This is a genomic window from Cupriavidus sp. 2TAF22 (assembly GCF_052115045.1).
In the GTDB taxonomy this organism is placed as follows: domain Bacteria; phylum Pseudomonadota; class Gammaproteobacteria; order Burkholderiales; family Burkholderiaceae; genus Cupriavidus.
The window spans coordinates 172,948-198,222 of sequence record NZ_JBFRFX010000005.1 but is presented as its reverse complement, the minus strand read 5'-3'; the positions used below and the strand labels follow the sequence as shown (position 1 = coordinate 198,222).

Annotated in this window: 24 protein-coding genes; 4 read left to right on the top strand and 20 right to left on the bottom strand. The window is 66.6% G+C overall.

Annotated features, from left to right (window positions below; translation table 11 throughout):
- Positions 1-179: 179 nt before the first annotated feature.
- From guaA to guaB, 3 genes are all read right to left on the bottom strand, one after another.
- A complete protein-coding gene (guaA, locus tag AB4Z48_RS08645; RefSeq protein WP_441613501.1) occupies positions 180-1,799 on the bottom strand; it encodes a glutamine-hydrolyzing GMP synthase in 1,620 nt (539 codons plus the stop codon).
- On the bottom strand, positions 1,774-2,385 hold the full coding sequence (locus tag AB4Z48_RS08640) for a hypothetical protein (RefSeq protein WP_441613500.1): 612 nt from the start codon (positions 2,383-2,385) through the stop codon (positions 1,774-1,776). The genes guaA and AB4Z48_RS08640 overlap by 26 nt, the downstream gene beginning before the upstream one ends.
- A gap of 127 nt (positions 2,386-2,512) precedes the next feature.
- Positions 2,513-3,976 (bottom strand): IMP dehydrogenase, encoded by a 1,464-nt coding sequence (gene guaB, locus AB4Z48_RS08635; RefSeq protein ID WP_441613499.1) that lies wholly within the window; start codon positions 3,974-3,976, stop codon positions 2,513-2,515.
- A gap of 123 nt (positions 3,977-4,099) precedes the next feature.
- On the opposite strand from guaB, the gene AB4Z48_RS08630 reads away from it, so the two are divergent.
- On the top strand, positions 4,100-5,059 hold the full coding sequence (locus AB4Z48_RS08630; protein ID WP_441613498.1) for a DMT family transporter: 960 nt from the start codon (positions 4,100-4,102) through the stop codon (positions 5,057-5,059).
- Positions 5,060-5,227: 168 nt separating this feature from the next.
- Entirely contained in the window at positions 5,228-5,794 is a 567-nt protein-coding gene (locus AB4Z48_RS08625) for a DUF4124 domain-containing protein (RefSeq protein WP_441613497.1), read from the top strand.
- 25 nt (positions 5,795-5,819) lie between these two features.
- Here the strand turns inward: AB4Z48_RS08625 and AB4Z48_RS08620 are convergent, their stop codons facing one another.
- Together AB4Z48_RS08620 and AB4Z48_RS08615 are read right to left on the bottom strand one after the other, a co-directional pair.
- Positions 5,820-6,164, bottom strand: coding sequence for an RnfH family protein (locus AB4Z48_RS08620; RefSeq protein WP_441613496.1), 345 nt, complete (start codon positions 6,162-6,164; stop codon positions 5,820-5,822).
- Positions 6,151-6,588 (bottom strand): type II toxin-antitoxin system RatA family toxin, encoded by a 438-nt coding sequence (locus AB4Z48_RS08615; protein ID WP_441613495.1) that lies wholly within the window; start codon positions 6,586-6,588, stop codon positions 6,151-6,153. The genes AB4Z48_RS08620 and AB4Z48_RS08615 overlap by 14 nt, the downstream gene beginning before the upstream one ends.
- Positions 6,589-6,880: 292 nt before the next feature.
- Between AB4Z48_RS08615 and smpB the strand changes: the two genes are divergently transcribed.
- On the top strand, positions 6,881-7,333 hold the full coding sequence (smpB, locus tag AB4Z48_RS08610; RefSeq protein ID WP_441613494.1) for an SsrA-binding protein SmpB: 453 nt from the start codon (positions 6,881-6,883) through the stop codon (positions 7,331-7,333).
- An 85-nt stretch (positions 7,334-7,418) separates the two neighbouring features.
- On the opposite strand, the gene AB4Z48_RS08605 is transcribed toward smpB, so the two are convergent.
- From AB4Z48_RS08605 to ppsA, 3 genes are all read right to left on the bottom strand, one after another.
- Complete coding sequence (locus AB4Z48_RS08605) at positions 7,419-8,345, bottom strand: SPFH domain-containing protein (RefSeq protein WP_441613493.1); 927 nt, start codon at positions 8,343-8,345, stop codon at positions 7,419-7,421.
- A gap of 79 nt (positions 8,346-8,424) precedes the next feature.
- Entirely contained in the window at positions 8,425-8,850 is a 426-nt protein-coding gene (locus AB4Z48_RS08600; RefSeq protein WP_441613491.1) for an NfeD family protein, read from the bottom strand.
- A 117-nt stretch (positions 8,851-8,967) separates the two neighbouring features.
- Positions 8,968-11,352, bottom strand: a complete 2,385-nt coding sequence (gene ppsA, locus AB4Z48_RS08595) for a phosphoenolpyruvate synthase (protein ID WP_441613490.1) — start codon at positions 11,350-11,352, stop codon at positions 8,968-8,970.
- Positions 11,353-11,634: 282 nt separating this feature from the next.
- Here ppsA and ppsR point away from each other — a divergent pair, with 282 nt between their 5' ends.
- The gene (gene ppsR, locus AB4Z48_RS08590) at positions 11,635-12,528 is read left to right on the top strand and encodes a posphoenolpyruvate synthetase regulatory kinase/phosphorylase PpsR (protein ID WP_441613489.1); all 894 of its coding nucleotides are present in this window, start codon (positions 11,635-11,637) and stop codon (positions 12,526-12,528) included.
- Positions 12,529-12,567: 39 nt separating this feature from the next.
- Here ppsR and AB4Z48_RS08585 read toward each other — a convergent pair whose 3' ends face one another.
- The 12 genes from AB4Z48_RS08585 to AB4Z48_RS08530 all read right to left on the bottom strand — a co-directional run bounded on the left by AB4Z48_RS08585 (position 12,568) and on the right by AB4Z48_RS08530 (position 25,234).
- Entirely contained in the window at positions 12,568-13,353 is a 786-nt protein-coding gene (locus AB4Z48_RS08585; RefSeq protein ID WP_441613488.1) for a TrmH family RNA methyltransferase, read from the bottom strand.
- Positions 13,350-14,063 carry a ribonuclease HII gene (gene rnhB, locus AB4Z48_RS08580; RefSeq protein ID WP_441613487.1) on the bottom strand — a complete coding sequence of 238 codons (714 nt, stop codon included), beginning with the start codon at positions 14,061-14,063 and terminating at the stop codon, positions 13,350-13,352. Before rnhB ends, AB4Z48_RS08585 begins: the two co-directional genes overlap by 4 nt.
- Positions 14,063-15,280: a lipid-A-disaccharide synthase gene (lpxB, locus tag AB4Z48_RS08575; protein ID WP_441613486.1), complete on the bottom strand. Its 1,218-nt coding sequence runs from the start codon at positions 15,278-15,280 to the stop codon at positions 14,063-14,065. The genes rnhB and lpxB overlap by 1 nt, the downstream gene beginning before the upstream one ends.
- A 14-nt stretch (positions 15,281-15,294) precedes the next feature.
- Positions 15,295-16,098, bottom strand: a complete 804-nt coding sequence (gene lpxA / locus AB4Z48_RS08570) for an acyl-ACP--UDP-N-acetylglucosamine O-acyltransferase (protein WP_441613485.1) — start codon at positions 16,096-16,098, stop codon at positions 15,295-15,297.
- A 144-nt stretch (positions 16,099-16,242) separates the two neighbouring features.
- Entirely contained in the window at positions 16,243-16,692 is a 450-nt protein-coding gene (gene fabZ, locus AB4Z48_RS08565; protein ID WP_441613484.1) for a 3-hydroxyacyl-ACP dehydratase FabZ, read from the bottom strand.
- The gene (gene lpxD, locus AB4Z48_RS08560; protein ID WP_441613483.1) at positions 16,689-17,792 is read right to left on the bottom strand and encodes a UDP-3-O-(3-hydroxymyristoyl)glucosamine N-acyltransferase; all 1,104 of its coding nucleotides are present in this window, start codon (positions 17,790-17,792) and stop codon (positions 16,689-16,691) included. The genes fabZ and lpxD overlap by 4 nt, the downstream gene beginning before the upstream one ends.
- Positions 17,793-17,847: 55 nt before the next feature.
- Complete coding sequence (locus tag AB4Z48_RS08555; RefSeq protein ID WP_441613482.1) at positions 17,848-18,375, bottom strand: OmpH family outer membrane protein; 528 nt, start codon at positions 18,373-18,375, stop codon at positions 17,848-17,850.
- Positions 18,376-18,424: 49 nt separating this feature from the next.
- Positions 18,425-20,758: an outer membrane protein assembly factor BamA gene (bamA, locus tag AB4Z48_RS08550; RefSeq protein WP_441613481.1), complete on the bottom strand. Its 2,334-nt coding sequence runs from the start codon at positions 20,756-20,758 to the stop codon at positions 18,425-18,427.
- A 96-nt stretch (positions 20,759-20,854) separates the two neighbouring features.
- Positions 20,855-22,246, bottom strand: a complete 1,392-nt coding sequence (gene rseP, locus AB4Z48_RS08545; RefSeq protein WP_441613480.1) for an RIP metalloprotease RseP — start codon at positions 22,244-22,246, stop codon at positions 20,855-20,857.
- 157 nt (positions 22,247-22,403) lie between these two features.
- A complete protein-coding gene (gene ispC, locus AB4Z48_RS08540) occupies positions 22,404-23,582 on the bottom strand; it encodes a 1-deoxy-D-xylulose-5-phosphate reductoisomerase (protein ID WP_441613479.1) in 1,179 nt (392 codons plus the stop codon).
- Between the two features lie 11 nt (positions 23,583-23,593).
- A complete protein-coding gene (locus AB4Z48_RS08535; protein ID WP_441613478.1) occupies positions 23,594-24,415 on the bottom strand; it encodes a phosphatidate cytidylyltransferase in 822 nt (273 codons plus the stop codon).
- Positions 24,416-24,460: 45 nt separating this feature from the next.
- On the bottom strand, positions 24,461-25,234 hold the full coding sequence (locus AB4Z48_RS08530) for an isoprenyl transferase (RefSeq protein WP_441613477.1): 774 nt from the start codon (positions 25,232-25,234) through the stop codon (positions 24,461-24,463).
- Positions 25,235-25,275 lie beyond the last annotated feature (41 nt).

The following is a 25,275-nucleotide window of genomic DNA, read 5'->3' as shown; positions in this document are numbered from 1 at the left end:
GCGCGCGGCTTCGGGTCCATCTTCCGTCCCGCGGTCAAAACCTGTGCCGGACAGCTACAGCCACGCCGTACCTGCCCTTCTGCCCTGCGCTCGGCAAGTAGCCGGCGGCAAAGCCGTTGGGCGAGGAATCGAAATTCAGCCCGGCGCTTCTTTTTCGATAGTCCCCGAAGAACCCGGTTTCACTCCCACTCGATCGTCGCAGGCGGCTTGCCCGACACGTCATACACCACCCGGTTCAGCCCCCGCACCTCGTTGATGATCCGGTTCGAGCAGCGGCCCAGCAGCGCGTACGGCAGGTGCGCCCAGTGCGCCGTCATGAAGTCGGTGGTCTGTACCGCGCGCAGCGCGACGACGTAGTCGTAGGTGCGGCCGTCGCCCATCACGCCGACGGACTTGACCGGCAGGAACACGGCGAAGGCCTGGCTGGTCAGGTCATACCAGCTCTTGCCCACTTGCGCGGGTTCGCACAGGCCGGCGGCGGCGTCCTTCTCGGTGGCCAGCGTGCCGCGCAGTTCTTCGATGAAGATGGCATCGGCGCGGCGCAGCAGTTCGGCGTAGTCGCGCTTGACCTCGCCCAGGATACGCACGCCCAGGCCCGGGCCCGGGAACGGGTGGCGGTAGACCATTTCGGGCGGCAGGCCGAGTTCCACGCCGAGTTCCCGCACTTCGTCCTTGAACAGGTCGCGCAGCGGTTCGAGCAGCTTGAGGCCCAGCGTTTCCGGCAGGCCGCCCACATTGTGGTGGCTCTTGATGGTGGTGGCTTTCTTGGTCTTGGTGCCGCCGGACTCGACCACGTCGGGGTAGATGGTGCCTTGCGCCAGCCACTTGGCCTTGCTTAGCTTCTTGGCTTCGGCCTGGAACACTTCGACGAACTCGCGGCCGATGATCTTGCGCTTGGCTTCCGGATCGGTCACGCCGGCGAGGTGGCCGAGGAACTGCTCGGCGGCGTCGATGTGCACGACCTTGGCATGCAAGCGGCCGGCGAACATTTCCATCACCATCTTGCCTTCGTTCAGGCGCAGCAGGCCGTGATCGACGAACACGCAGGTGAGCTGGTCGCCGATGGCGCGATGGATCAGCGCCGCGGCCACCGACGAATCGACGCCGCCGGACAGGCCGAGGATCACTTCTTCGTCGCCGACCTGCTCGCGGATCCGGTTGACGGCTTCAGCGATGTGGTCGCGCATGACCCAGTCGGGCCTGGCGGCGGCGATCTTCTGCACGAAGCGGTCGAGGATGTCGCGGCCCTTGGCGGTATGCGTGACTTCCGGGTGGAACTGCACGGCGTAGTAGCCGCGCGCCTCGTCGGCCATGCCGGCGATCGGGCAGCTCGGCGTGGATGCCATCAGCTTGAAGCCCGGCGGCAGCTCGGCGACCTTGTCGCCATGGCTCATCCAGACCTTGAGCATGCCGTGGCCTTCGGGCGTGGAGAAATCCTCCAGGTCCTTGAGCAGCGCGGTGTGGCCATGCGCACGCACTTCGGCGTAGCCGAATTCGCGGTGATCGCTCCACTCCACCTTGCCGCCGAGCTGCACGGCCATGGTCTGCATGCCGTAGCAGATGCCCAGCACCGGCACGCCGAGGTCCCACACGGCCTGCGGCGCGCGCAGCTGATGGTCTTCGTAGGTGCTGGCGTGGCTGCCGGACAGGATGATGGCCTTGGGCGCGAACTCGCGCACGAATTCTTCCGACACGTCGTTCGGGTGGATCTCGCAGTAGACGTGCGCTTCGCGCACGCGGCGGGCGATCAGCTGCGTTACCTGCGAGCCGAAATCAAGGATGAGGATTTTGTCGTGCATGATGGGCGGATGACGTGTCGTCCGGCGCGGGGTCGGGCATCACTTCCGTGCCCGGGCCATAGCCGGGCGGTGGCGTGAAACCAGGCTCGCGCCGGTATTCGGGTGATTGCGGCCGGCCTGCCACGGGGGGCGCGCCGGCATCCTTGTCTTGCGAATCTTTCTGCAGTTCGCGCTGCGCGCGCAGTTCACGCTCGCGCACGCGCACGCGCTTGGCCGCCGGCAACTGCACGGCCGCGAAAAATGCCAGCACCGCGGCCAGCACCGGCAGCCAGATCTTGCCCGCGCCCTGCACCGGCAGGTCGAGCATGAGCATCCAGGCCACGATCAGCACCGCGCTGACCAGGTTGACCTGGCCCACCGTGCGTGCCACCGCCACCGTGAGCTGCCCGTTGATGGTGGCCTGCCACAGCAGCAAGGCCAGGCCGATCAGCGCCACGCCGAGCAACTGCCCGTAGAGGGGGGGCTGGGGCTGCGGCAACTGCAGCGCGCTGTAGAGCGTCGTGAAAGGCGAAAGCAGCAGGACGATGCCGAGCAGCAGATCCAGCAAGGCATCGAGAAACAGCACAGCTCGCAGCAGAACTTTCATGAAATCTCCTCCGGTCAGGCGTAAGGCCCGGCCTGGGGGCGCGGCCGGCTCGGCCCGGCAGAAAGCTGTACCGGGCCGTGTGACTGGCGGGGCATCGCGCCCCGCGCAGCCACTGGGTCAAAGCGACTTAGTCGATGTAGTAGTTCGGCGCTTCCTTGGTGATCTGCACATCGTGCACATGCGACTCGCGCATGCCCGCGGCCGTGATCTGCACGAACTCCGAGGTCTCGTGCCAGCTGGCGATGGAGCTGCTGCCGCAATAACCCATGGAAGCACGCACGCCACCGCACAGCTGGTGGATGATCGCCGTGACCGCACCCTTGTAGGGCACGCGGCCTTCGATCCCTTCGGGGACCAGCTTGTCGACGTTGGCGGTATTGTCTTCCTGGAAGTAGCGATCGGCCGCGCCGTCCTTCATCGCGCCCACCGAGCCCATGCCGCGGTAGCTCTTGAACGAGCGGCCCTGGTACAGGAACACTTCGCCCGGCGCTTCTTCGGTGCCGGAGAACATGCCGCCCATCATGACCACGTGCGCGCCGGCTGCCAGCGCCTTGGCGACGTCGCCCGAGTAGCGGATGCCGCCATCGGCCACCAGCGGCACGCCGGTGCCCTTGAGGGCTTCGGCCACGTTGGACACCGCGGTGATCTGCGGCACGCCTACGCCCGCCACGATGCGGGTGGTGCAGATCGAGCCCGGGCCGATGCCGACCTTGACGCCGTCGGCGCCATGATCGACCAGCGCGCGCGCGGCGGCGCCGGTGGCGATATTGCCGCCGATCACCTGCACCTGCGGATAGTTCTGCTTGACCCAGCGCACGCGGTCCAGCACGCCCTGGCTGTGGCCATGCGCGGTGTCGACCACGATCACGTCCACGCCGGCCTTGACCAGCAGGTCCACGCGCTCGTCATTGTCCGGGCCCACGCCGACCGCCGCGCCAACGCGCAGCTGGCCGCGGTCGTCCTTGCTGGCCAGCGGGTGCTCCACGGCCTTCTGGATGTCCTTCACGGTGATCAGGCCGCGCAGCTCGAAAGCCTGGTTGACCACCAGCACGCGCTCGAGGCGGTGGCGGTTCATCAGGCGCTTGGCGTCCTCCAGCGAGGCGTCCTCGCCCACCGTCACCAGCTTTTCGCGCGGCGTCATCTTGGCGCGCGCGGGGGCTTCCAGGTCTTCCTCGAAGCGCAGGTCGCGGTTGGTGATGATGCCGACCACGGTCTTGCCTTCCAGCACGGGGAAACCGGAAATACCGTGTTGATGTGACAGCGCAATCACATCCCGGATCTTCATGTCCGGAGGGATGGTGATCGGATCACGCAGCACGCCGGATTCGTAGCGCTTCACGCGCGCGATTTCGCGAGCCTGGTCGGCCGGCTTCAGGTTCTTGTGGACGATGCCAATACCACCGGCCTGCGCCATGGCGATCGCCAGGCGGGCTTCCGTGACGGTATCCATGGCGGCGGATACCAGCGGAATGTTCAGCTCGATCGAACGGGTCAGGCGGGTACGGAGGGAAACATCACGGGGCAGTACCGACGAATAGGCCGGCACAAGCAGCACGTCATCGAATGTGAGTGCTTTCTGGACAAGACGCATAGCAATTCCTCTAGGCGCAAAACCGAATTATACAGGAATGGCACGTTTCTTGACGCGCCTGCGAGTGCCCTTGTGCGAGTCTGCTATGCTCTTTGTCCTTTTTCCGGCATAGGTCTGACCAAGATGGGTATCGGCGTACTGTGCGGCCTGCTGGCCGGCGCGTTCTGGGGCATGGTGTTTATCGCCCCCAAGCTGCTGCCCGTGTTCTCGCCGTGGGAACTCGCGATCGGCCGCTACCTGGCCTATGGGCTGGTCGCGTTCATTGCCGCGCTGCCGCTGATGAAGCGCATCGCCCGCAAGCTGACCCGCGCCGATTGCGTGGCCCTGCTGCGCCAGGCCTTCACCGGCAACCTGCTCTACTACGTGCTGCTGGCCTTCGGCGTGCAGCTGGCCGGCGTCGGCCCGACGTCGCTGATCATCGGCATCCTGCCCATCTCGGTCACCATCATGGGCAGGCGCGACCACGGCGCGGTGCCGCTGTCCCGGCTGATCTGGCCCTTGCTGGTGGTGGCCGCGGGCATCGCCTGCATCAACATCGACCTGTTCGGCGGCGGTGGCGGCGCCCACGGGCAGGCCGGCGCGGCGGCGCTGCGCCCGGCATGGGAGCGCCTGGCGGGCGTCATGTGCGCGGCAGGCGCGCTGGTATGCTGGACGCTCTATGCCGTCGACAACGCGCGCTACCTGCAGCGCAACCCCCAGTACAGCGGCAACGAATGGTCGGCCTTGTACGGCATCTCCACCGGCGTGGTCTCGGTGGTGCTGGCGATCGCTGGCTGGCTGCTGGCCGGCGACAGCCTGGCCGCCGCCGGCAGCGGCCGCGACTGGCACTGGTTCTGGACGGTCAACGCGGCGGTGGCACTGGGCGCGTCGCTGATCGGCAACAACTTGTGGAATATCTCGAGCCGCCGACTGCCGCTCACGCTGTCTGGCCAGATGATCGTGTTCGAGACGCTGTTCGCGCTGGCATATGGCTTTGTGTTCGACCATCGCCTGCCGCGCCCGCTGGAGATTGCCGCCATTGTGTTGTTGATGGTCGGCGTGGCCTGGTCGGTGCGCTTGCACGCCACCGGCAAGTCTGCCTAAACTAGCGGCCAATCCCGGCGGTCAGGGGCGCGCGAGTCACTCGTGGGGCGGGGATCTCCTGCCTGCCTGGGACGACTGCGAATCGTTGCGGATGGCAGTTGCGGCCTGCCGCAGCGCGCGCCCTTCGCAGCCATTGTTCCCCGCAGGCCGTCACCCCGACCCAAGCCAATGAAACCAATGACTGCGCGCAAGACCGCCCGCCCGCTCGCGCTCCTCACGCTCGCCGCCCTGGCCTGCCTTTGCCAGTCCGGCATCGCCCAGGCGCAATGGCAATGGCGCGACGCCAGCGGCCGTACCGTGTTCAGCGATGTCCCGCCGCCGCCCTCGGTGCCGCCCGCCAGCGTGGTCAAGGCCCCCGGGCGCTTTGCCGGCGCCTTGCGGCCCGCCGAGCCGGCGCCGGCCGTGGCGGCCGTGGCGGCCATGTCGGTGAATGCCAGGACGGAGCTGAAAGGCGAGGCGAAAGCAGAGGCCAGGCCGGCCGCGAGCGCGGAAGACGCCTTCCAGAAACGCCGCGCGGACGCGCTCAAGGCCGATGCCGAGCAAGCCACCAGGGACAAGCTCGCCCAGGAACGCCAGGTGCGCTGCACCGAGATGCGCAACTTCGCCACGGCATTGCAGCAAAACCGCCGCATTGCCCTGCCGGCCGCGGATGGCTCGGCGCAGCACCTGAACGACGACCAGCGCCAGGCCGAAATGCAGCGCGCGAACGCGAGCATCGCGGAAAACTGCGCCTAGGCGAGGAAACGGAGCGCCTTGCGCGTCAGCCGCCGCGCAGCCATTTCTGGCCTTCCCTGGTGCCGCCGCGACGGGTTTTCAGCACGCGCTTGCGGCGCGCCGACTTCGGATCCGCCACCAGCGGGCGATAGACTTCGATACGGTCGCCGTCGCGCACGACGGTGTCGGGGGTCTTGAGCTTGCTGAAGATGCCCACGCGCAGGGTGGCGGGATCCACCTCCGGGCAGGCCTGCAGCAACCCGGACGCGCCGATCGCGCCGATGACGCTGGTGCCGGGCGCCACCTCGATTTCCCTCAGGAAGGCGCCTTCAGGGCGGGCGTAGCACACCGATACGCGCACCGTGCCGGCCGCCGCGTCAGCCATTGCCATACACCACCTCGGCCCGCTTGACGAAGGCGTCGACGAAGGTATTGGCGATCATGCTGAACACCGGTCCGATGATCTTCTCCAGCAGGAAGCTGGAGAACTCGTAGTGCAGGTGGAACTCGATCTTGCAGGCGTCCTCGCGCAGCGGCGTGAAGCGCCAGGATCCGCTGAAGACCTTGAAGGGGCCGTCCTCGAACACCATATCGATGCGGGTGGGCCGCTCCTGGGTGTTGCGGGTATGGAAGTACTGCTTGATGCCGTTGAAGTGGATGTGGATCTTGGCGTCGAGCATGGTCTCGGTCTGCTCGAACACCTCCACGCCACCGCACCAGGGGAGGAACTTGGGATAGTCCTCGACTTGCGTGACCAGGTTGTACATCTGCTCGGCGGAGTGGCCGAGCAGCACGGATTTATGGACGTCTGCCATGTATCGGGAAATCGGGTGTATCGGGAAAGCAAGCACGGCCCGAACGAATCCCGGGCGCGGCATGACGCACTGCGGGATCCACCGGGGCGGGCCGGTTTGCTAGAATCGCAATTTTAGCCCACGCACGGCACATCGGCATCCCGRCCGCGTCCTGGCCACAATGCAAGGGCGCCTGGCGGCCTCCCGGCGGCGCGGCCCACCCGCCCGGCTTCCCCATCTGATTTCTGGTTTTTCGTTTTTTTGTTTTTTGTTTTTTGTTTTTTCTTACCTTCATCTCCTCTACCCGGATCGCATGACCATCGCAGACAACAAGAAGGCCTTTTTCGACTACTTCATCGAAGAGCGATACGAGGCGGGGATCGTGCTCGAGGGCTGGGAAGTCAAGGCGATCCGCGCGGGTCGCGTGCAGATCAAGGAGGGTTACGTGGTCGTGCGCGATGCCGAGCTGTTCCTGATCGGCGCCCACATCAGCCCGCTGCAGAGCGCTTCGACCCACATCAACCCCGATGCGGTGCGTACCCGCAAGCTGCTGCTCAAGGCCGAGGAAATCAAGCGGCTGATCGGCAAGGTGGAGCAGCGCGGCTTCACGATCGTGCCACTTAACCTGCATTACACGCGCGGCCGCGTCAAATGCGAGATCGGCCTGGCCAAGGGCAAGAAGCAGTTCGACAAGCGCGAAACCGAGAAGAACCGCGACTGGCAGCGCGAAAAGGCGCGCATCATGAAGGGCGCGACGAAGGAATAAGGCGCGGGGAGCAACGCTCCCGCCTGGCGCCAGCCGCGTGCGTCGCGCGCGCCCTTGCCTGCCCTCCTTGCCTTCCCTGTATCCGCTAGGCCTTCTGCGCTTTCACGATCTGCAGCGCGGCCGCCACCATGCTGCTCATCTCCCCGAGGTTGCCCGGCACGATCAGGGTGTTGCCCTGCTTGGCCAGGTTGCCGAAGGCGCCCACGTATTCCTCCGCTACCTTCAGGTTGACCGCCTCCATGCCGCCATCGGTGCGGATGGCGCGCCCGATCTTCTCGATCGCCTGCGCATTGGCTTCGGCCACGGCCAGGATCGCCGAGGCCTCGCCCTGCGCCCGGTTGATGGCGGCCTGGCGGTCGCCTTCCGATTTCTGGATGGCCGCCTCGCGCGCGCCCGTGGCCAGGTTGATCTGCTCCTGGCGCTTGCCTTCCGACGCCGCGATCAGCGCGCGCTTTTCGCGCTCGGCGGTGATCTGGGCCTGCATGGCATGCAGGATCTCCTTGGGCGGCGTGAGGTCCTTGATCTCGTAGCGCAGCACCTTCACGCCCCAGCTGGCGGCGGCTTCATCGAGCGCGTTGACCACGCTGTGATTGATGTAGTCGCGCTCTTCAAAGGTCTTGTCCAGCTCCAGCTTGCCGATCACCGAGCGCAACGTGGTCTGCGACAACTGGGTGATGGCAACCACGAAATTGCTCGAGCCGTAGGACGCCTTCATCGGATCGGTGACCTGGAAATACAGCACGCCGTCCACCTGCAACTGCGTGTTGTCGCGCGTGATGCAGACCTGGCTGGGCACGTCGAGCGGGATTTCCTTCAGCACGTGCTTGTAGGCCACCCGGTCGATGAAAGGCAGCACCACGGTCAGGCCCGGCGTCAGCGTCGCGCGGTACTTGCCGAGGCGCTCCAGCACCCAGGCATGCTGCTGCGGCACGATCTTGAAGCTCTGCGCCACCAGCACGATCACAGCGACCAGGACCAGCAGGGGCAGCAGGCTGCCGAAGAACTCGAACATGTGACCTCCGTGAGGGGGTTGAAGAAAGACAGAACGGAATAAAAACCGCGGGAAACAGGCCCGCGCCAGGACCAAACGCCTAGCGCGGGCTGACGAACAGGGTGTTGCCGTGCACCTCGACGATGCGGAAGCGCCCGGGCGCCGCGGCGGCGCCGGGCTGTAGCTCGACATCCCATTCGGTGCCGCGGTAGCGCACCCGCGCACGGCCGCCCGAGCCCCACGCCGGCACTTCCAGCTCCTGGCCGATGTCCAGGTTGACGTTGGGATCGCACTCGGCAGCATCGCGCCGCGTGCGGCCGTAGCGGGAGCGCCGCAGCACCACGAAGCCGGCCAGGGCCACCAGCGCGGCCAGCACGGTCTGGCTGGCCGCGGCAAGCCCCCCCAGCGCGGCAAGGCCGCCGGCGGCGGCCCCAAGTGCCACCATCAGCAGGTACAAGGTGCCGAGCGCCAGTTCCGCGATCACCAGCACCGCGGCCAGTGCAAACCAGATGTAGTACGGCGCCATCTCCCCCCCTACCGATCAGCAGTCCCAATTGAAAAACCCCCGCAGCGCCAGGGCGCCTGCGGGGGTTCGGAACACCTGGCGCAGGGCCGGTGTACCGCTATTGTGACTTCAAATGCCTCAGGAAGCCAGTTGCTTCCAGGTATCGATGACCGAGTCCGGGTTCAGCGAGATCGACTTGATGCCTTCCTTGGCCAGCCACTCGGCAAAGTCCGGGTGATCCGAAGGACCCTGGCCGCAGATGCCGACGTACTTGTCCAGGCGCAGCGCGGTGGAGATCGCGCGCGACAGCATGAACTTGACCGCCGGGTCGCGTTCGTCGAAGTCCTTGGCCAGCAGTTCCATGCCGGAGTCGCGGTCCAGGCCCAGCGTGAGCTGGGTCAGGTCGTTCGAGCCGATCGAGAAACCGTCGAAGAACTGCAGGAATTCCTCGGCCAGGATGGCGTTGGACGGCACTTCGCACATCATGATGATACGCAGGCCGTTCTCGCCGCGCTTCAGGCCGTGCTTGGCCAGCAGCTCGATCACCTTCTCGGCCTGGCCGAGCGTGCGCACGAACGGCACCATGATCTCGACATTGGTCAGGCCCATGTCGTCGCGCACGCGCTTCATGGCCTTGCATTCCATCTCGAAGGCTTCGGCGAAGTCTTCGGAGATGTAGCGCGAGGCGCCGCGGAAGCCCAGCATCGGGTTTTCCTCGTCCGGCTCGTAGCGCGAACCGCCGATCAGCTTCTTGTACTCGTTGGACTTGAAGTCCGACAGGCGCACGATGACGGGCTTCGGGTAGAACGCCGCGCCGATGGTGGCGATGCCTTCGGCCAGCTTGTCGACGTAGAACGCGCGCGGGCTGGCGTGGCCGCGGGCCACGCTTTCCACGGCCTTCTTCAGGTCAGCGTCGACCTGCGGGTAGTCGAGGATGGCCTTCGGGTGGACGCCGATATTGTTGTTGATGATGAACTCGAGGCGGGCCAGGCCCACGCCCTGGTTCGGGATCTGGCAGAAGTCGAAGGCCAGTTGCGGGTTGCCGACGTTCATCATGATCTTGACGTCGATTTCCGGCATTTCGCCGCGCTGCACTTCCGTGACCTCGGTCTCGAGCAGGCCGTCGTAGATACGGCCTTCATCGCCCTCGGCGCACGACACCGTCACCAGCGTGCCGTCCTTGAGCACGTCGGTGGCATCGGCGCAGCCGACCACGGCCGGCACGCCCAGTTCGCGCGCGATGATGGCAGCGTGGCAGGTACGGCCACCGCGGTTGGTGACGATGGCAGCCGCGCGCTTCATCACCGGCTCCCAGTTGGGGTCGGTCATGTCGGCGACCAGCACGTCGCCGGGCTGCACGCGTTCCATTTCCGCCGGGTCGTTGATCACGCGCACGCGGCCGGTGCCGATCTTCTGGCCGATCGCGCGGCCGCTGGTCAGCACGGGTGCCGTGCCCTTGAGCTTGAAGCGCTGCTCGGCCTTGCCGGCGGACTGGCTCTTCACGGTCTCCGGGCGCGCCTGCAGGATGTAGATCTTGCCGTCGCGGCCGTCGCGGCCCCATTCGATGTCCATCGGGCGGCCGTAGTGCTTCTCGATGATGACGGCGTACTTGGCCAGCTCGGCCACGTCCGCGTCGGTGATCGAGTAGCGGTTGCGCAGTTCGATGGGCACGTCCACGGTCTTCACGCGGCCGGCTTCGCCCGGCGCGGTGAATTCCATCTTGATCAGCTTGGAGCCGATCGAGCGGCGGATGATCGGGTACTTGCCGGCTTCCAGCGTGGGCTTGAAGACGTAGAACTCGTCGGGGTTGACCGCGCCCTGCACCACGGTTTCGCCCAGGCCGTAGCTGGAAGTGATGAAGACCACTTCCTGGAAGCCCGACTCGGTGTCGATGGTGAACATGACGCCGGAAGCGCCCACGTCCGAGCGCACCATGCGCTGCACGCCGGCCGACAGCGCCACCACGTCATGGGCAAAGCCCTTGTGCACGCGGTAGGAAATGGCGCGGTCGTTGTACAGCGAAGCGAACACGTGGCGGATCTTGTCCAGCACGTCGTCGATGCCGCTGACGTTCAGGTAGGACTCCTGCTGGCCGGCGAACGAGGCGTCGGGCAGGTCTTCGGCGGTGGCCGACGAGCGCACCGCGAACGAGGCTTCGGCGCCTTCGCGCTCTTCGGCACGGGCGTAGAACTCGCGGACTTCCTGCTCGAGACGGGGCTGGAACGGGGCCTTGACGACCCAGTCGCGGATCTCGGCGCCGGCCTCGGCCAGTGCCTTGACGTCGTCGACGTCGAGGGCCTTGAGGCGATCGGAAATGCGCTGGGTGAGGTTGTTGTGGGTGAGGAAGTCACGGAACGCGAGCGAGGTGGTGGCAAAGCCGCCGGGAACGCGCACGCCGGCCTCGGCCAGCTGGGAGATCATCTCGCCCAGCGACGAGTTCTTGCCCCCCACGGTTTCCACATCTTCCTTGCGCAACTGCTCGAACGGCAGCACATAGGCGCCGTCAATTGCCGGGTTGTTCATAAAAGCCTCAAAAACAAAGTAAGAAACCTGTTGCTGACGCCCGGAATCTTGTTGGAGTTCTGCTACCGGACGGATCGCTTGGCTAAACAGTCCCGCGCATTCCCACCCTCGGTGGGGACCGGAGTTCGACCGTGATTGCTGCAGCGCACATTGTCGACAATCCGTGGCCGGATCGTTGCCCCGACAGCGCTGGCGGAATTGCTTAGCGAAAAGATCGCCGCTATTCTACCGTGCCGCTCCGCACTTTCGCGGAGCACGGTTTCAAAAAATAATTGTACAGACATGTCCCAGCCCGCCGCTCCCGCCGCGCCCCTTGAGCCGCAGCAATCCCAGGAACCGCGCAAAGAGGAGCGCCCTGCCATCCGTACGGTTTTTATCGTCTCCGATGGCACCGGCATCACCGCGGAAACCTTCAGCCACTCCATCCTGGCCCAGTTCGAGATGCGCTTTCGCAAGGTGCGCATGCCGTTCGTGGACACCCCGGAGAAGGCACATATCGCGGTAGGCAAGATCAACGAGGCCTTCTACGCCGAAGGCGCGCCGCCCATCGTCTTCACCACCCTGGTCAACCAGGAGTCGAACAAGGCGATCCGCCGCGCCAAGGCCATGATCCTGGACATGTTCCAGACCTTCATCGAGCCGCTGGAAAAAGAACTGGGGCTCAAGTCCACGCACGCGATCGGCCGCTTCCACCAGAACGCGGACACCGAGGCCTACCAGAACCGCATCGAGGCGATCAATTTCTCGCTCGCGCACGATGATGGCCAGTCGCACAAGAACCTGGCCGAGGCCGATGTGATCCTGGTGGGCGTGTCGCGCAGCGGCAAGACCCCGACCAGCCTCTACCTGGCGATGCAGTACGGCCTGAAGGCCGCCAACTACCCGCTGATCCCCGACGATTTCGAGCGCGGCAAGCTGCCGACGGCGCTGTACGCGTTCAAGCCGAAGATCTTCGGGCTGTCGATCAACCCGCAGCGGCTGGCCGAGATCCGCAACGAGCGGCGCCCGGGCAGCAAGTACGCCGCGCTGGAAAACTGCCGCTACGAGGTCAACGAGGCCGAGGCGATGATGCGCCGCGAAGGCATCAAGTGGCTGTCGTCCACCCACAAGTCGATCGAAGAGATCGCCACCACGATCCTGCAGGAGATCAAGGTGGAGCGCGACAGCAACTACTGATCGGGAGCGCCGGCGGCGGGGCCGGCGGCAGGAACAGGCTCAGCCGCCCGGCCGCCGCTGGCGCACGGCCTCGAACAGGCAGATCGCCGTGGCTGCCGCCACGTTGAGCGACTCCAGCCCGCCCGGCTGCGGGATGCCCACGGTACGGTCGACCCTGGCCATCCATTCCCGGCTCACGCCGCTGCCCTCGTTGCCCACCACCCAGCCGACCGGCGCACGCAGGTCGGTGTCGTACACCGCGGCCTGAGCGTGCGACGAGGTGGCCAGCAGCGGCACGGCCAGGCGCGGCGCCAGCATCTCGAGCGTGCAATGCTCGACGATATTCAGGTGAAAATTCGCGCCCATGGCCGCACGCAGGGTCTTGGCTGACCAGGCGAAGGCGCTGCCGGTCACCAGGAAGGCATGGCCGATGCCGGCCGCGGCCGCGCTGCGCAGGATGGAGCCGACATTGCCGGCGTCCTGCACACCGTCGAGGATGACGCAGTCGGTGTCGATGCGCGACGGCAGGTGGCCGGACGGCGTATCGATCACCAGCATCAGGTCGATACCGTTGACCACGCCGGCAATCTGCTCGAACAACGCATCGGCCAGCAGCACCACGCGCTCGGGCGCGACCTGCGCCAGCAGCGGTGCGACCTCCGCATGGTCGTAGTGCCGCTCCGACACCACGCACTGCACCGGCTGGCCCAGCGCGGCCAGGTAGGCCTGCGCCAGGTGCACGCCATCCAGCACCGACTGCCCCGCCTTGCGGCGCGCATGCGTCGAGGTGGTCAGCGCCTTGAGATGCTTGAACAGCGCGTTCTCGCGCGAAGTGACGTGTTTCACGATGCCTGCTCCGCCGATGCGTCCCACGCCGACGCGGGTGCCGGCGCGATGGGTCCCCGCGCGATTGCCTCGCGCACGGGCGCGAATGAGCGCCGGTGGTGCGGCGTGGCGCCGAACTCCGCCAGCGCGGCCAGGTGCTGCGGCGTGCCGTAGCCCGCATGGGCATCGAAGCCGTACTGCGGATACGACGCATGCAGCGTGAGCAGCTCGCGGTCGCGCGCGACCTTGGCGAGGATCGACGCCGCCGAGATCGCCTGCACCTTGGCATCGCCCTTGACGATGGCCTCCACCGCGAAGCGCACCTGCGGGCAGCGGTTGCCGTCCACCTGCACCAGGTCCGGCTCGAGGCCGCCGTCGGCCAGGCCATGCACCGCGCGCTGCATGGCCAGCATGGTGGCGTGCAGGATGTTGATGGTGTCGATTTCCTCCACCGACGCAAAGGCGATATGCCAGCCCAGCGCGCGTTCGCGGATCTGCTCGAACAGTTCCTCGCGGCGGCGCGCCGTCAGCACCTTGGAGTCGGCCAGGCCGTCGATGGGCCGGGCGGGATCGAGGATGACCGCGGCGGCATAGACCGGCCCGGCCAGCGGCCCCCTGCCCGCCTCGTCGACGCCGCACAGGCGGCGGGCCTGCGCGGCGGCCGGGGTCAGGTCGAAACCAAGCTGGGCGGCATCGGCCTGCATGGCCCGGGCGGACTGTCGGCGCGCCATTACACGCCCCTCCGTTGGCGGATCAGGTCCGCCACCACGGCCGAGGCGATCTCGGCGGTATTGCGCTTGAGGGTCTGGTGCATCTGGGTGAAATGTTCGCGCAGGAACGCGGTATTGCCTTCGTCGTTGAGCTGCAGCAGGGTCTCGCGCGCCAGCGCCTCGGGCGTGGCGTCGTCCTGCAGCAGCTCGGGCACGACAAAACGGCCCGACAGGATATTGGGCAGCCCCACGTACGGCAGGTAGCCCTGGCGCTTCATGATCTGCGCTGTCAGCCAGGGCACCTTGTACGAGATCACCATCGGCTTCTTGTACAGCGCCGCTTCCAGCGTGGCGGTGCCGCTCGCCAGCAGGATCACGTCGGCGGCTTCCATGGCGAGATGCGACTGGCCATCGACGATGGTGAGCGGGATCTGCGGGAATTGCCGGTGCAGCTCTTCGACGATCTCGCGCAGCGACGCGCTGGCGGCCGGCAGCACGAAGGCCAGGTTGCCGTCCATGTCGTGCATGCGCGCCATGGCGCCGAAGAACGTCGGCCCGAGGTTGCGCACCTCGGACTGCCGGCTGCCCGGCAGCACCGCCACCACGCGGCTTGCGGCGGGCAGGCCCAGCCGCGCGCGCGCGCCTTCGGTATCGGGCACCATCGGGATCACGTCGGCCAGCGGATGTCCCACGTAGGTGGCGGGAATGCCGGCCCTGGCATAGATCTCAGGCTCGAACGGGAACAGGCACAGGATATGGTCCACGGCGCGCGCGATGGTGCGGATGCGCCCGCCGCGCCAGGCCCAGATCGACGGGCTGACAAAGTGCACCACCGGGATGCCGGCACGGCGCAGCGGCACTTCCAGCCCGAAATTGAAATCCGGCGCATCCACGCCGATAAAGCACAGCGGCGGCCGCGCCAGCAGCGAGTCGCGGATCGCGCGGCGCGTGGCCAGGATCTCGCGCAGCGAGCCCAGCACCTCCACATAGCCATTGACCGACAGCGTTTCCATCGGCCATTGCGATTCGAACCCCTGGGCCATCATGCGCGAGCCGCCGATGCCGGCGTAGCGCACGGTCTCGCCGAGGCGCGCCTTGAGCCCGCCCATCAGCAGCGAGGCAAGCAGGTCACCGGAATTCTCGCCGGCGACCATGGCAACCGTGCCGCGCTTGTTCTCGTGCGCCGTGCCCGCTACGTCCGGGGCAGCATCCGTGGCCGGTAGGACACCGTCGACCATGGCGTTGACCGGGTTCAGCGCACAATGCCGCGCTGAGTGGCGGCAATGAAGTCCAGGAAGCCCTGCAACGGCACGCTCGCGCTGCCGTCGGCCTGGGCGATCAGTTGCGCGATCTCGATGCGCGCGGCCTCGAAGCTCAGGTCGGACTTGTAGAGCACCTTGTAGGCCTGGCGCAGCGCCGCGATCTGCGCGGCATCGAAGCCACGACGGCGCATGCCTTCGACGTTGATGCCGTGGGGCGTGGCCTTGTTGCCGCCCTTGTCGCCGGCGGCGATCACGAACGGCGGCAGGTCCTGCACCAGCGCCGAGGCGCCGCCCAGCATGGCATGGGCACCGATGCGCACGAACTGGTGCACCCCGCTCATGCCGCCGAGGATGGCCCAGTCGCCCACCTGCACGTGGCCGGCGATCTGCGCGTTGCTGGAGAACACCGTATGGTTGCCCACCTGGCAGTCATGCGCGATATGCACATAGGCCATGATCCAGTTGTCGTCGCCGATGCTGGTCACGCCCTGGTCCTGCACCGTGCCGGTATGGATGGTGGTGAATTCGCGGATGGTGTTGCGGTCGCCAATCACCAGGCGCGTCGGCTCGTTGCGGTACTTCATGTCCTGCGGCATGCCGCCGACCGAAGCGTAGGGCCCGATGCGGTTGTCCGCGCCCACGGTGGTATGGCCTTCGACGGTGGTATGCGCGCCCACCTGGGTGCCGCTGCCGAGACGCACGTCGGGACCAATGATCGAGAACGGCCCGACGGTCACGTCGGCGGCGAGTTCGGCCTTGGGGTCGACCAGTGCGCTGGGATGGATTTGCGTCATGCGTCCTGTCCTATGGTCTGAGGAGAAGAGAAGGTACGGTCAATACAAAGTGCCGATGCTGCGATGCCCCGGCCGCGAGCGGTGCGCACGTCCGCCGGGCAATGCCGGCGCGAGCGTGGCGCAGGCCGCTTCAGCGGCCCGGCGTCATTCGGCCTGCTTGACGGTACACATCAGCTCAGCTTCGCAAGCCACCTTGTCGTCCACCGTGGCGAACGCCTTGAACTTCCAGATGCCGCGGATATAGCGCTCGACCGAAACGGTCATGTGCAGCTGGTCGCCCGGCGTGACCACCTGCTTGAAGCGCGCGCCGTCGATGCCGACGAAGTAGTACAGCGAGCCTTCCTTGCGCTCCATCTCGGCGCCGAAGGTCAGCAGGCCGGCCGACTGCGCCAGCGCTTCCAGGATCATCACGCCCGGCATCACGGGATGGCCGGGAAAATGGCCCTGGAAGTAGGGTTCGTTGATCGAGACGTTCTTCAGCGTCTTGATGCGCTTCTGCGGCTCGAGCTCGAGCACGCGGTCCACCAGCAGGATCGGGTAGCGGTGCGGCAGCAGCTTGAGGATCTTCTGGATATCAATATCGGCTGCGGTCATGATGATTTCTCTTCGTTTTGCTGTGTAGGATTGCCGGCCTGGCCACGCAGGCGTTTCTCGAGCTGCACCACGCGCTCGCGCAGCTTGGTGAGCCCCCGCACGATGGCTGCGTTGCGCTCCCAGTCGCCGTGCGGCAGGAAAGGAAACACGCTGGTGAAATGGCCGCCTGGCTTGGTTATGGATTTGGTGATCGAAGTGCCGCCCGATACCGTGGTGCGATCGGCAATGTTCAGGTGGCCGGCAAAATTGGCCGACCCGCCGATCACGCAGAAACGGCCCACCTTGGTGCTGCCGGCGATGGCCGCGCAGCCCGCGATCACAGTATGCGCGCCCACCCTTACGTTATGGGCGATCTGCACCTGGTTGTCGAGCTTGCAGCCGTCCTCGATGACGGTGTCGGCCATGGCGCCGCGGTCGATCGCGGTATTGGCGCCGACCTCTACGTCGTTGCCCAGCACGGCACGGCCGGTCTGGGGAATCTTGACGTACTCCACCCCCGCCGGCCCGATATCGGGCGCGAAGCCAAAGCCGTCGGCGCCCAGCACCACGCCGCTGTGCAGTATGCATCTCATTCCGACCACGCAATGGTGATAGACCGAGACATTGGCATAGATCAGCGTGTCGTCGCCAATCTCCGCGCCCGAGCCGACAAAACCGTTGGCAAGGATGCGCACCCGCTCGCCCAGGCGCGCGCCGCTCTCGATCACCACATTGGGACCGATGAAGCACGACGGCGGCACCACGGCGTCGGGCGCCACGCTGGCGCGCGGATCGATGCCGGTGCGGTGGTCCGTGTTGGCGCGGCGCTCGAAGCCCTGCGCGATGCGGGCAAAGCACACGTAGGGATTGCGCGCCACCAGCCAGTTGCGGCCGTCGGCCTGCCCTTCGGCGCGGATGCGCTCGAGATCGGCTGCCGAGACGATCACGGCGCCGGCGTGCGACGCCAGCGCCTGCGGCAGATACAGGGGATTGGAGAGAAACGAGAGCTGGTCGGGACCGGCCTGGTCGAGCGGCGCGAGGCCGCGCACGGCGAGGTCGGGATCACCCACAACCTGCGCGCCGGTCTCGGTGGCGAGCTGACCCAGTGTGGGTGTTTGCATGGCAGTACTTCCTTGAACGACGGGAGCGACTTGGATGACGAAGCGGTCAGCCGGCTTACTTGCTGCCGGCGTTCAGCGCCTTCATCACATCGTCGGTAATGTCGATGCGCGGATTGACGTACACGGCTTCCTGCACGATCAGGTCGTACTTGCGCTGCTCGGCGAGCTGGCGGATCACGCGGTTGGCGCGCTCGAGCACCTGCGCCAGTTCTTCATTGCGGCGCTGGTTCAGGTCCTCGCGGAACTCGCGCTGCTTGCGCTGGAACTCGCGGTCGAGGTCGGCCACTTCGCGCTGGCGGCGCTGGCGGTCGGCGTCGGCCAGCACGGCGGTGTCCTTGTCGAGCTTGTCCGCGATGCCCTTGATCTTCTGGGCCATGTCCTGCAGTTCGCGGTCGCGCTTGGAGAATTCCTGCTCCAGCTTGACCTGGGCCTGCTTGGGGGGCACCGAGTCGCGCAGGATGCGTTCGGAATTGACGGCCGCGATGCGGGCTTCCTGCGCCATGGCCGGAACGGCGGCCAGCAGCGCGCCGGCCGTCAGCGCCACGGCGGCCAGGCTCTTGATCAGTGGGAACGTTGTTTTCATGAATCGGATCCTCAATCCTCTTTCCTGTCTCTTTCCTGTCTTTCCGCTATCAGAACGCAGTACCGATCTGGAACTGGAAGCGCTGGACCTTGTCGTCCTCGGCCTTCTTCAGCGGGAAGCCCACGCTGACCTTGAGCGGACCGATCGGCGACAGCCAGGACATGCCCACGCCAGTCGAATACTTCAGCTGGCTGAACAGCAGCGGCGCGCCTTCCTCGTACACGTTACCGAAGTCGAAGAAGGTAAACAGGCGCAGCGTGCGGTCCACGCCCGAGCCCGGCAGCGGGAAGATGAATTCCACGTTGCCGATCATCTTGGACGCGCCGCCCACCGGGTTGCCGTTCTGGTCCTTCTTGCCCAGCGTGCTGGTCTGGTAGCCGCGCACCGAGCCGATACCACCGGCGTAGAAGTTCTTGAACACCGGGAACGGCGTGTTGCCGTAGCCGTGGCCATAGGCCACTTCGCCGTTGAAGGCCAGCGTGAAGGCCTTGGACAGCGGGTAGAAGTACTGCTGCTGGACGCTGGCGCGATAGTACTGCGTATCGCCGCCGGGCACGCCGATTTCGACGTTGGCCTGGGTGTAGGGGCCCTTGGTCGGCACCAGCGCGCTGTCGCGGCGGTCGCGCGCCCAGCCGATCGTGAACGGGAAGTTGTTGATCGGGTCGCCGCTGCTCTTGCCCACCTTCTGTAGCCATGCCGTGTACTGGCTCGGCGTATTGACCGAGGTGTACACCTGCGAGCGCTCGTAGCCGATGCCGAAGAACACGGTGTCGGTTTCCGAGAACGGCACGCCGAACTTGAAGCCACCGCCCATCGACACGATCTTGTAGTCCTGGTCGCCGGTGTAGTACAGCGGGCGGGACGTACGGTAGAACACGTCGGTCGAGCGGCTGATGCCGTCCACCGTGAAGTACGGGTCGTACTGCGTCAGCGAGATCGTGCGGAAGGACTTGGCGGTGTTCACGTCCAGGCCCAGGCTGGTACCGGAGCCGAACACGTTGTCCTGGCGCAGGCCGGCCTGCAGCACCAGCTTGTCCGTGGAGGAGAAGCCCAGGCCCAGGCTGATCTGGCCGGTCGGCTTCTCGGTCACGTTGACGTTCACATCGACCTGGTCGGGCGCGCCGGCCACGTCCTCGGTGGTGATGTTGGTGTCGGTGAAATAGCCGGTGCGGTTGATACGGGCCTGCGATTGCGTCAGCTTCTCGCTGTCGAACCACGAGCTTTCCATCTGGCGCATCTCGCGGCGCACCACTTCGTCGCGGGTCTTGCTGTTGCCCACCACGTTGACGCGGCGCACGTATACGCGGCGGCCCGGATCGACCATCAGCGTCAGCGCGACTTCGCGCTTTTCCTTGTCGATCTGCGGTTGCGGGTTGATGGTGGTGAAGGCGTAGCCGTAGGTGCCCAGCAGGTCGGTGATGGCCTTGGTGCTCTGGGTCAGCTTCTCGGACGAGAAGATCTCGCCCTTCTGCAGCTTGAGCAGCTTTTCCATCTCGGCCTGCTTGCCGAGCAGCTCGCCCGCCAGGCGCACGTCGGACACCTTGTACTGGTCGCCTTCCTTGATGTTCAGCGTCAGGAAGATGTCCTTCTTGTCCGGCGTGATCGAGACCTGGGTGGACTCGATGGCGAACTCGAGGTAGCCGCGGTTCAGGTAGTACGAACGCAGCGCTTCCAGGTCGGCGGTGAGCTTCTGCTTGGAATAGAGGTCGTTCTTGGTGTACCAGGACAGCCAGTTCGGGGTCGACAGCTGCATTTCATCGCGCAGCGTGCTTTCCTTGAATGCCTTGTTGCCGACGATATTGATCTGGCGGATCTTGGCCACCGGGCCTTCGTCCACATTGAACACCACCGACACGCGATTGCGGTCAACCGGGGTGATCGTGGTCTGGACGTCGGCCGCGTAGTAGCCGCGCGCCACGTACTGGCGCTTGAGCTCCTGCTCTGCCTTGTCGATCAGCGCCTTGTCGTAATAGCGGGCTTCGGCCACGCCGACCGCGCGCAGGGAGCGGCGCAGGGTGTCCTTGTCGAATTCCTTGATGCCGACGAACTCGAGCTGGGAGATGGCCGGTCGCTCTTCGACCTGGACCACCAGCACGCCGTCCTCGGAACGGATCTGGACATCCTTGAAGAAGCCGGTATTGTAGAGCGCGCGAATCGCTTCCGCGCCCTTGTCGTCGCTGAAGGTCTCGCCGACCTTGACCGGCAGGTAGCCGAATACTGTGCCGGGCTCCACGCGCTGCAGGCCTTCGACACGGATATCCTTGACTACGAATGGCTCCGCGGCCCAACTGACTGGGGTCCAGGCCGCGATGATGGCACTCGCCAGCAAGCCCAGCGAGATGCGCTTATGTCTGATCAATCTTGATCCCCTCTTTGATTCCATGCAGGATTGCGCTCCGATGCTTCACGGGGCTGCGCCTTGTCGGCGTGCGGCGCGAGGTGTCGGTGACACCCGCATGCCGCTGCCGGCAACCTACGTCTAGCCGCGCGCAAGAAACAGCCGGCTGACGTCGTTGAACAAGGCGAGCGAAGTCAGGAGCAAGACGCAGGCGATGCCGACCTTCTGCAGCACAGCCTGCCAGTGGTCTGGTACGGGCCTGCCAGTCAAAAATTCAACGCAATAATACAGCAAATGCCCCCCATCCAATACCGGAATAGGTAACAAATTCAACACACCGAGGCTGACGCTGACCAGCGCCAGGAAGCCCACAAAGGGCTGCCAGCCGAGGTTGGCGGCACGCCCGGCGTAGTCCGCCACGGTCAGCGGCCCGCTCAGGTTCTGCAGCGACGCCTGCCCCACCAGCATCTTGCCGAGCAGCTTGAGCGACAGCGCGCTGGTGGTCCAGACCTGCCCGATCGAACGGGTCATTGCCTCGGCCGGCTGGTAGCGCACGGTCTCCATTTCCACCGCCTGGCTCAGCGCCGCGCCGAGCTTGCCGGTGGCCGCGGCGCCGGCGCTGGCGCCGTCCGGGGCCGGCACGGCATCGAGCTTGACCGGCACGTCGATGCGCTGGCCGCCCCGCTCGATACCCAGCGTGACCTCGGCCCCGGGTCGCGCCCGCACCCCGCGGATCAGCTCGCCCGCCTGGGTCAGCGGCTTGCCTTGCCATGCCACCACGCGGTCGTCCTTGCGCAAGCCGGCGCGCTGCGCGGCGGAATCCGGCAGGACTTCGGTGATCGTGACCGGGCCGCCCTTGAGCGCCAGGCCCAGGATGGCGAGCGGGTCTTCCTCGGGATTGCCGCCGGTATTGGGCAGGCGCGCCAGCCGGACGTCGCGCTCGGCGCCGTCCGGCGCGCGCACGCGCAGCACCGCGCTGGCATCGCCAAAACCCTGGGCGAACACCGCCATGCGCAGGTCGTTCCAGGAGCGCACGCGCTCGGTCTCGCCATTGGCCTGCAGCGACAGGATGCGGTCGCCCTCGCGCAGGCCTGCCTGGGCCGCCGCCGTGCCGGCCGGCGGCGCGGCCACGACGGGCGCGGCCTCGCGCATGCCACCCGCGAACAGCACGAAATACAGCACCACCGCCAGCGCGAAGTTGGCCAGCGGCCCGGCCGCCACGATGGCAAAGCGCTTGCCTACCGGCTGCCGGTTGAAGGCGCGCGGCAAGTCGGCGGGATCGATGGCGGGGTCTCGCTCGGGATCGCGCTCGCGCTCGTCGAGCATCTTGACGTAGCCGCCGAGCGGAATTGCGGCGATGGTCCACTCGGTACGGTCGCGGCCCCTGGATACCCAGCGCAGCAGCGGCCGGCCGAAGCCGATCGAGAAACGCAGCACCTTGACGCCGCACAGGCGCGCGGCAAGGTAGTGACCCATTTCATGGAAATAGATCAAGATGCACAGGGCAACGACAAAGGCGATTACGGTTTGCATGGCAGGCAGCTTGTCGTCAGGGGCTGGCCGCCCCGATGGCATAAAGGATACGCCGGGCCCGTGGCCCCGCATCCCGCTGTCCGGTGGCGGCCGGCAGCGGCCGGCAACAGCCGGCTCGCCGCTATTGTCGCCGATCCCGGCAACAGCCCCGCCAAACTCAGGATGCGCCCCGGTTTTCCAGCAGCTCGGCCGCGCGGCGGCGTGCCTCCTGGTCCGCGCCCAGCACGGCTTCCAGCGCGTCGGCGCTGCCGCCCGCGGTCCGTTCGAGCACGCCGGCCACGATGCGCGCGATGTCCGTAAAGCGGACCTTGCCCTGCAGGAATGCCTCGACCGCGACTTCGTTCGCGGCATTCAGGGTCGCCGGCGCCAGCCCGCCCGCGCGCAGCGCGTCGAACGCCAGGCCCAGGCACGGGAAACGCGTGAGATCCGGGGTTTCGAAGGTAAGCGCGCCGGCAGTGGCCAGGTTCAGCGGCGAAACGCCGGCATCAATGCGCTCGGGATACGCCATGCCGTACGCGATCGGCGTGCGCATGTCGGGGTTGCCAAGCTGGGCCAGCACCGAGCCGTCGGCGTACGACACCATCGAATGCACGATGCTCTGCGGGTGGATCAGCACCTCGATGCGGTCGGCCGGCGCGGCGAACAGCCAGTGCGCCTCGATGACCTCGAGCCCCTTGTTCATCATGGTGGCGGAGTCGACCGAGATCTTGCGCCCCATCACCCAGTTCGGGTGGGCGCAGGCCTCGTCGGGCGAGATGTCGTGCAGCGTGGCCGGGTCGCGCGTGCGGAACGGGCCGCCCGAAGCCGTCAGCACCACCTTGGCCACGCCCGCGCGGTAGCGCGGGTCATCGGCCGGAAGGCACTGGAAGATGGCGTTGTGCTCGCTGTCGATGGGCAGCAGCGTGGCGCCATTTTCGCGCACGGCATCCATGAAGATGCGCCCGGACATGACCAGCGCTTCCTTGTTGGCCAGCAGCACGCGCTTGCCGGCGCGCGCCGCGGCCAGCGAGGGACGCAGGCCTGCCGCGCCGACAATGGCGGCCATTACCGCGTCCACGGCCGCATCGGTGGCAACCGCTTCCAGCGCGGCCTCGCCGTAGCCGACCTCGGTCTTGACGCCATCGGCGCGCAGCAGTGCCTGCAGTCCGGCGGCGGCCTCGGCGGAGCCCATCACGGCATGCGCCGGGCGGAACTCGCGGCACAGGGCTGCCATCTTGTCCACTTGCCGATGCGCCGTCAGCGCGTGCACGACGTAGCGCTCGGGGTGGCGCTTGATCACATCAAGCGTGCTGTCCCCGATCGAGCCGGTGGCACCCAGGACGGTAATACGACGCATATCAGATCAACTCAAAGATAGGTGGCCAGCAAAGCGGCCAACGGGAAAACGGGCAGCAGCGCGTCGATGCGATCGAGCACGCCGCCATGGCCAGGCAGCAGCCGGCTGCTGTCCTTCATGCCGACCTGGCGCTTGAGCAGCGACTCGAACAGGTCGCCCACCACGCTGGCGATCACCAGCAGCGTGGCCAGCAGCGCCACGATCACCACGCCGCCGTGGTCGGCCAGGCGCGAGTACCAGGTCGGCGAAAATGCGTGTGTGGCGGCCAGCGCGAGCGAAATCGCCAGCGCCAGCACCCAGCCGCCGAGCGCACCCTCCCAGGACTTGCCCGGGCTGATGGCGGGCGCAAGCTTGCGCCGCCCGATGGCCTTGCCGACGAAATAGGCGCCGATATCGGCCGCCCAGACCAGCACCGCCACCGACAACAGCACGCCGATGCCCAGCTCGCGCAGGACCAGGGTGGCCTGGCCGAAGGCTGGCAGCATGAACAGTCCGAGCACGACGCCCAGCGCCGTGAAGCCCGGGGTGGCGCGGCGCACGCCGCGCGCCAGCAGCACCAGCGCCACGCCCCAGCAGGCCACGCCGATCTGCAGCAACAGGGTCAGCGCATCGCGCCCGGGCGCCTCATGCCAGGCAATCAGCGCCAGCAGGCAGGCCACGGCATAGGCGTAAGGCCAGAATCCGCGCAGCCCGACCAGGCGCCCGAACTCCCAGCCCGCCAGCAGCACGATCACCGCCACCAGGCCGGCCAGCGCCGACGGCGGCGCCAGGAACAGGATCGGCAGGATCAGCAGCAACAGGCATACGGCGGTGATGACACGGGTAAGGAGCATGCGCTGGGAGGATCCCGGAGTAATGGAAAACAGCTGGAAACAGCTTCAGGCGGTGCCCGAAAGCCCGGACGGCGCCACTACCTGCGCGCTGGTGCGGCCGAAGCGGCGTTCGCGCTGCCGGTACGAGGCAAAGGCCTTGTCCAGTTCCGCGGAGTCGAAATCCGGCCAGAAAACGTCGGTGAAATAGAGCTCCGAGTACGCCAGCTGCCACAGCAGGAAATTGCTGATGCGCTGCTCGCCGCCAGTGCGGATGAACAGGTCCGGCTCCGGCGCGTACGACATGGCCAGGTGCGGCGCCAGCACGGATTCGTCGACCGAATCCGGATCGAGCATCGGAGAGCGTTGCAGCATCTTGCGCATGGCCTGCAGCAGGTCCCAGCGCCCGCCATAGTTGGCGGCGATGGTCACGGTCAGGCCGGAGTTGCCGGCGGTGCGCGCCTCGGCATCGGTGATCAGTTGCTGGATGCGCGGGCTGAAGCGGGCCAGGTCGCCAACCACGCGCACGCGGATATTGTTGGCGTGCATCTTGATCACCTCGCGGCGCAGGGCGGTCATGAACAGCCGCATCAGGAACGAGACCTCGTCGGCCGGACGGCGCCAGTTCTCCGAACTGAAGGCGAACAGGGTCAGGTACTGCACGCCCCGCGCCGCGCACGCCTCGACCACCGCCCGGACTGCATCCAGGCCACGGCTGTGGCCGGCAACGCGCGGCAGGTGCCGCTGGGTCGCCCAGCGGCCGTTGCCATCCATGATGATGGCAACGTGGCGGGGCACATAGGTGGAATCGGGGACGCCGAGCGTGGAACTGATGTGATGCATGATGAGAAACGGTACCGGACAGGGCGACAGCTGGCAAGCCG

Bases quoted from the DNA above. Each gene is read 5' to 3' on its own strand.
- rseP (WP_441613480.1), bottom strand. From the start codon at position 22,246: ATGCAAACCGTAATCGCCTTTGTCGTTGCCCTGTGCATCTTGATCTAT.
- AB4Z48_RS08625 (WP_441613497.1), top strand. From the start codon at position 5,228: ATGAAACCAATGACTGCGCGCAAGACCGCCCGCCCGCTCGCGCTCCTC.
- bamA (WP_441613481.1), bottom strand. From the start codon at position 20,758: ATGGAATCAAAGAGGGGATCAAGATTGATCAGACATAAGCGCATCTCG.
- AB4Z48_RS08600 (WP_441613491.1), bottom strand. From the start codon at position 8,850: ATGGCGCCGTACTACATCTGGTTTGCACTGGCCGCGGTGCTGGTGATC.
- smpB (WP_441613494.1), top strand. From the start codon at position 6,881: ATGACCATCGCAGACAACAAGAAGGCCTTTTTCGACTACTTCATCGAA.
- AB4Z48_RS08530 (WP_441613477.1), bottom strand. From the start codon at position 25,234: ATGCATCACATCAGTTCCACGCTCGGCGTCCCCGATTCCACCTATGTG.
- ppsR (WP_441613489.1), top strand. From the start codon at position 11,635: ATGTCCCAGCCCGCCGCTCCCGCCGCGCCCCTTGAGCCGCAGCAATCC.
- rnhB (WP_441613487.1), bottom strand. From the start codon at position 14,063: ATGGCGCGCCGACAGTCCGCCCGGGCCATGCAGGCCGATGCCGCCCAG.
- AB4Z48_RS08620 (WP_441613496.1), bottom strand. From the start codon at position 6,164: ATGGCAATGGCTGACGCGGCGGCCGGCACGGTGCGCGTATCGGTGTGC.
- lpxD (WP_441613483.1), bottom strand. From the start codon at position 17,792: ATGCAAACACCCACACTGGGTCAGCTCGCCACCGAGACCGGCGCGCAG.
- AB4Z48_RS08615 (WP_441613495.1), bottom strand. From the start codon at position 6,588: ATGGCAGACGTCCATAAATCCGTGCTGCTCGGCCACTCCGCCGAGCAG.
- AB4Z48_RS08535 (WP_441613478.1), bottom strand. From the start codon at position 24,415: ATGCTCCTTACCCGTGTCATCACCGCCGTATGCCTGTTGCTGCTGATC.
- AB4Z48_RS08555 (WP_441613482.1), bottom strand. From the start codon at position 18,375: ATGAAAACAACGTTCCCACTGATCAAGAGCCTGGCCGCCGTGGCGCTG.
- guaA (WP_441613501.1), bottom strand. From the start codon at position 1,799: ATGCACGACAAAATCCTCATCCTTGATTTCGGCTCGCAGGTAACGCAG.
- lpxB (WP_441613486.1), bottom strand. From the start codon at position 15,280: ATGGTCGACGGTGTCCTACCGGCCACGGATGCTGCCCCGGACGTAGCG.
- AB4Z48_RS08630 (WP_441613498.1), top strand. From the start codon at position 4,100: ATGGGTATCGGCGTACTGTGCGGCCTGCTGGCCGGCGCGTTCTGGGGC.
- AB4Z48_RS08605 (WP_441613493.1), bottom strand. From the start codon at position 8,345: ATGTTCGAGTTCTTCGGCAGCCTGCTGCCCCTGCTGGTCCTGGTCGCT.
- lpxA (WP_441613485.1), bottom strand. From the start codon at position 16,098: ATGACGCAAATCCATCCCAGCGCACTGGTCGACCCCAAGGCCGAACTC.
- ispC (WP_441613479.1), bottom strand. From the start codon at position 23,582: ATGCGTCGTATTACCGTCCTGGGTGCCACCGGCTCGATCGGGGACAGC.
- fabZ (WP_441613484.1), bottom strand. From the start codon at position 16,692: ATGACCGCAGCCGATATTGATATCCAGAAGATCCTCAAGCTGCTGCCG.
- guaB (WP_441613499.1), bottom strand. From the start codon at position 3,976: ATGCGTCTTGTCCAGAAAGCACTCACATTCGATGACGTGCTGCTTGTG.
- ppsA (WP_441613490.1), bottom strand. From the start codon at position 11,352: ATGAACAACCCGGCAATTGACGGCGCCTATGTGCTGCCGTTCGAGCAG.
- AB4Z48_RS08640 (WP_441613500.1), bottom strand. From the start codon at position 2,385: ATGAAAGTTCTGCTGCGAGCTGTGCTGTTTCTCGATGCCTTGCTGGAT.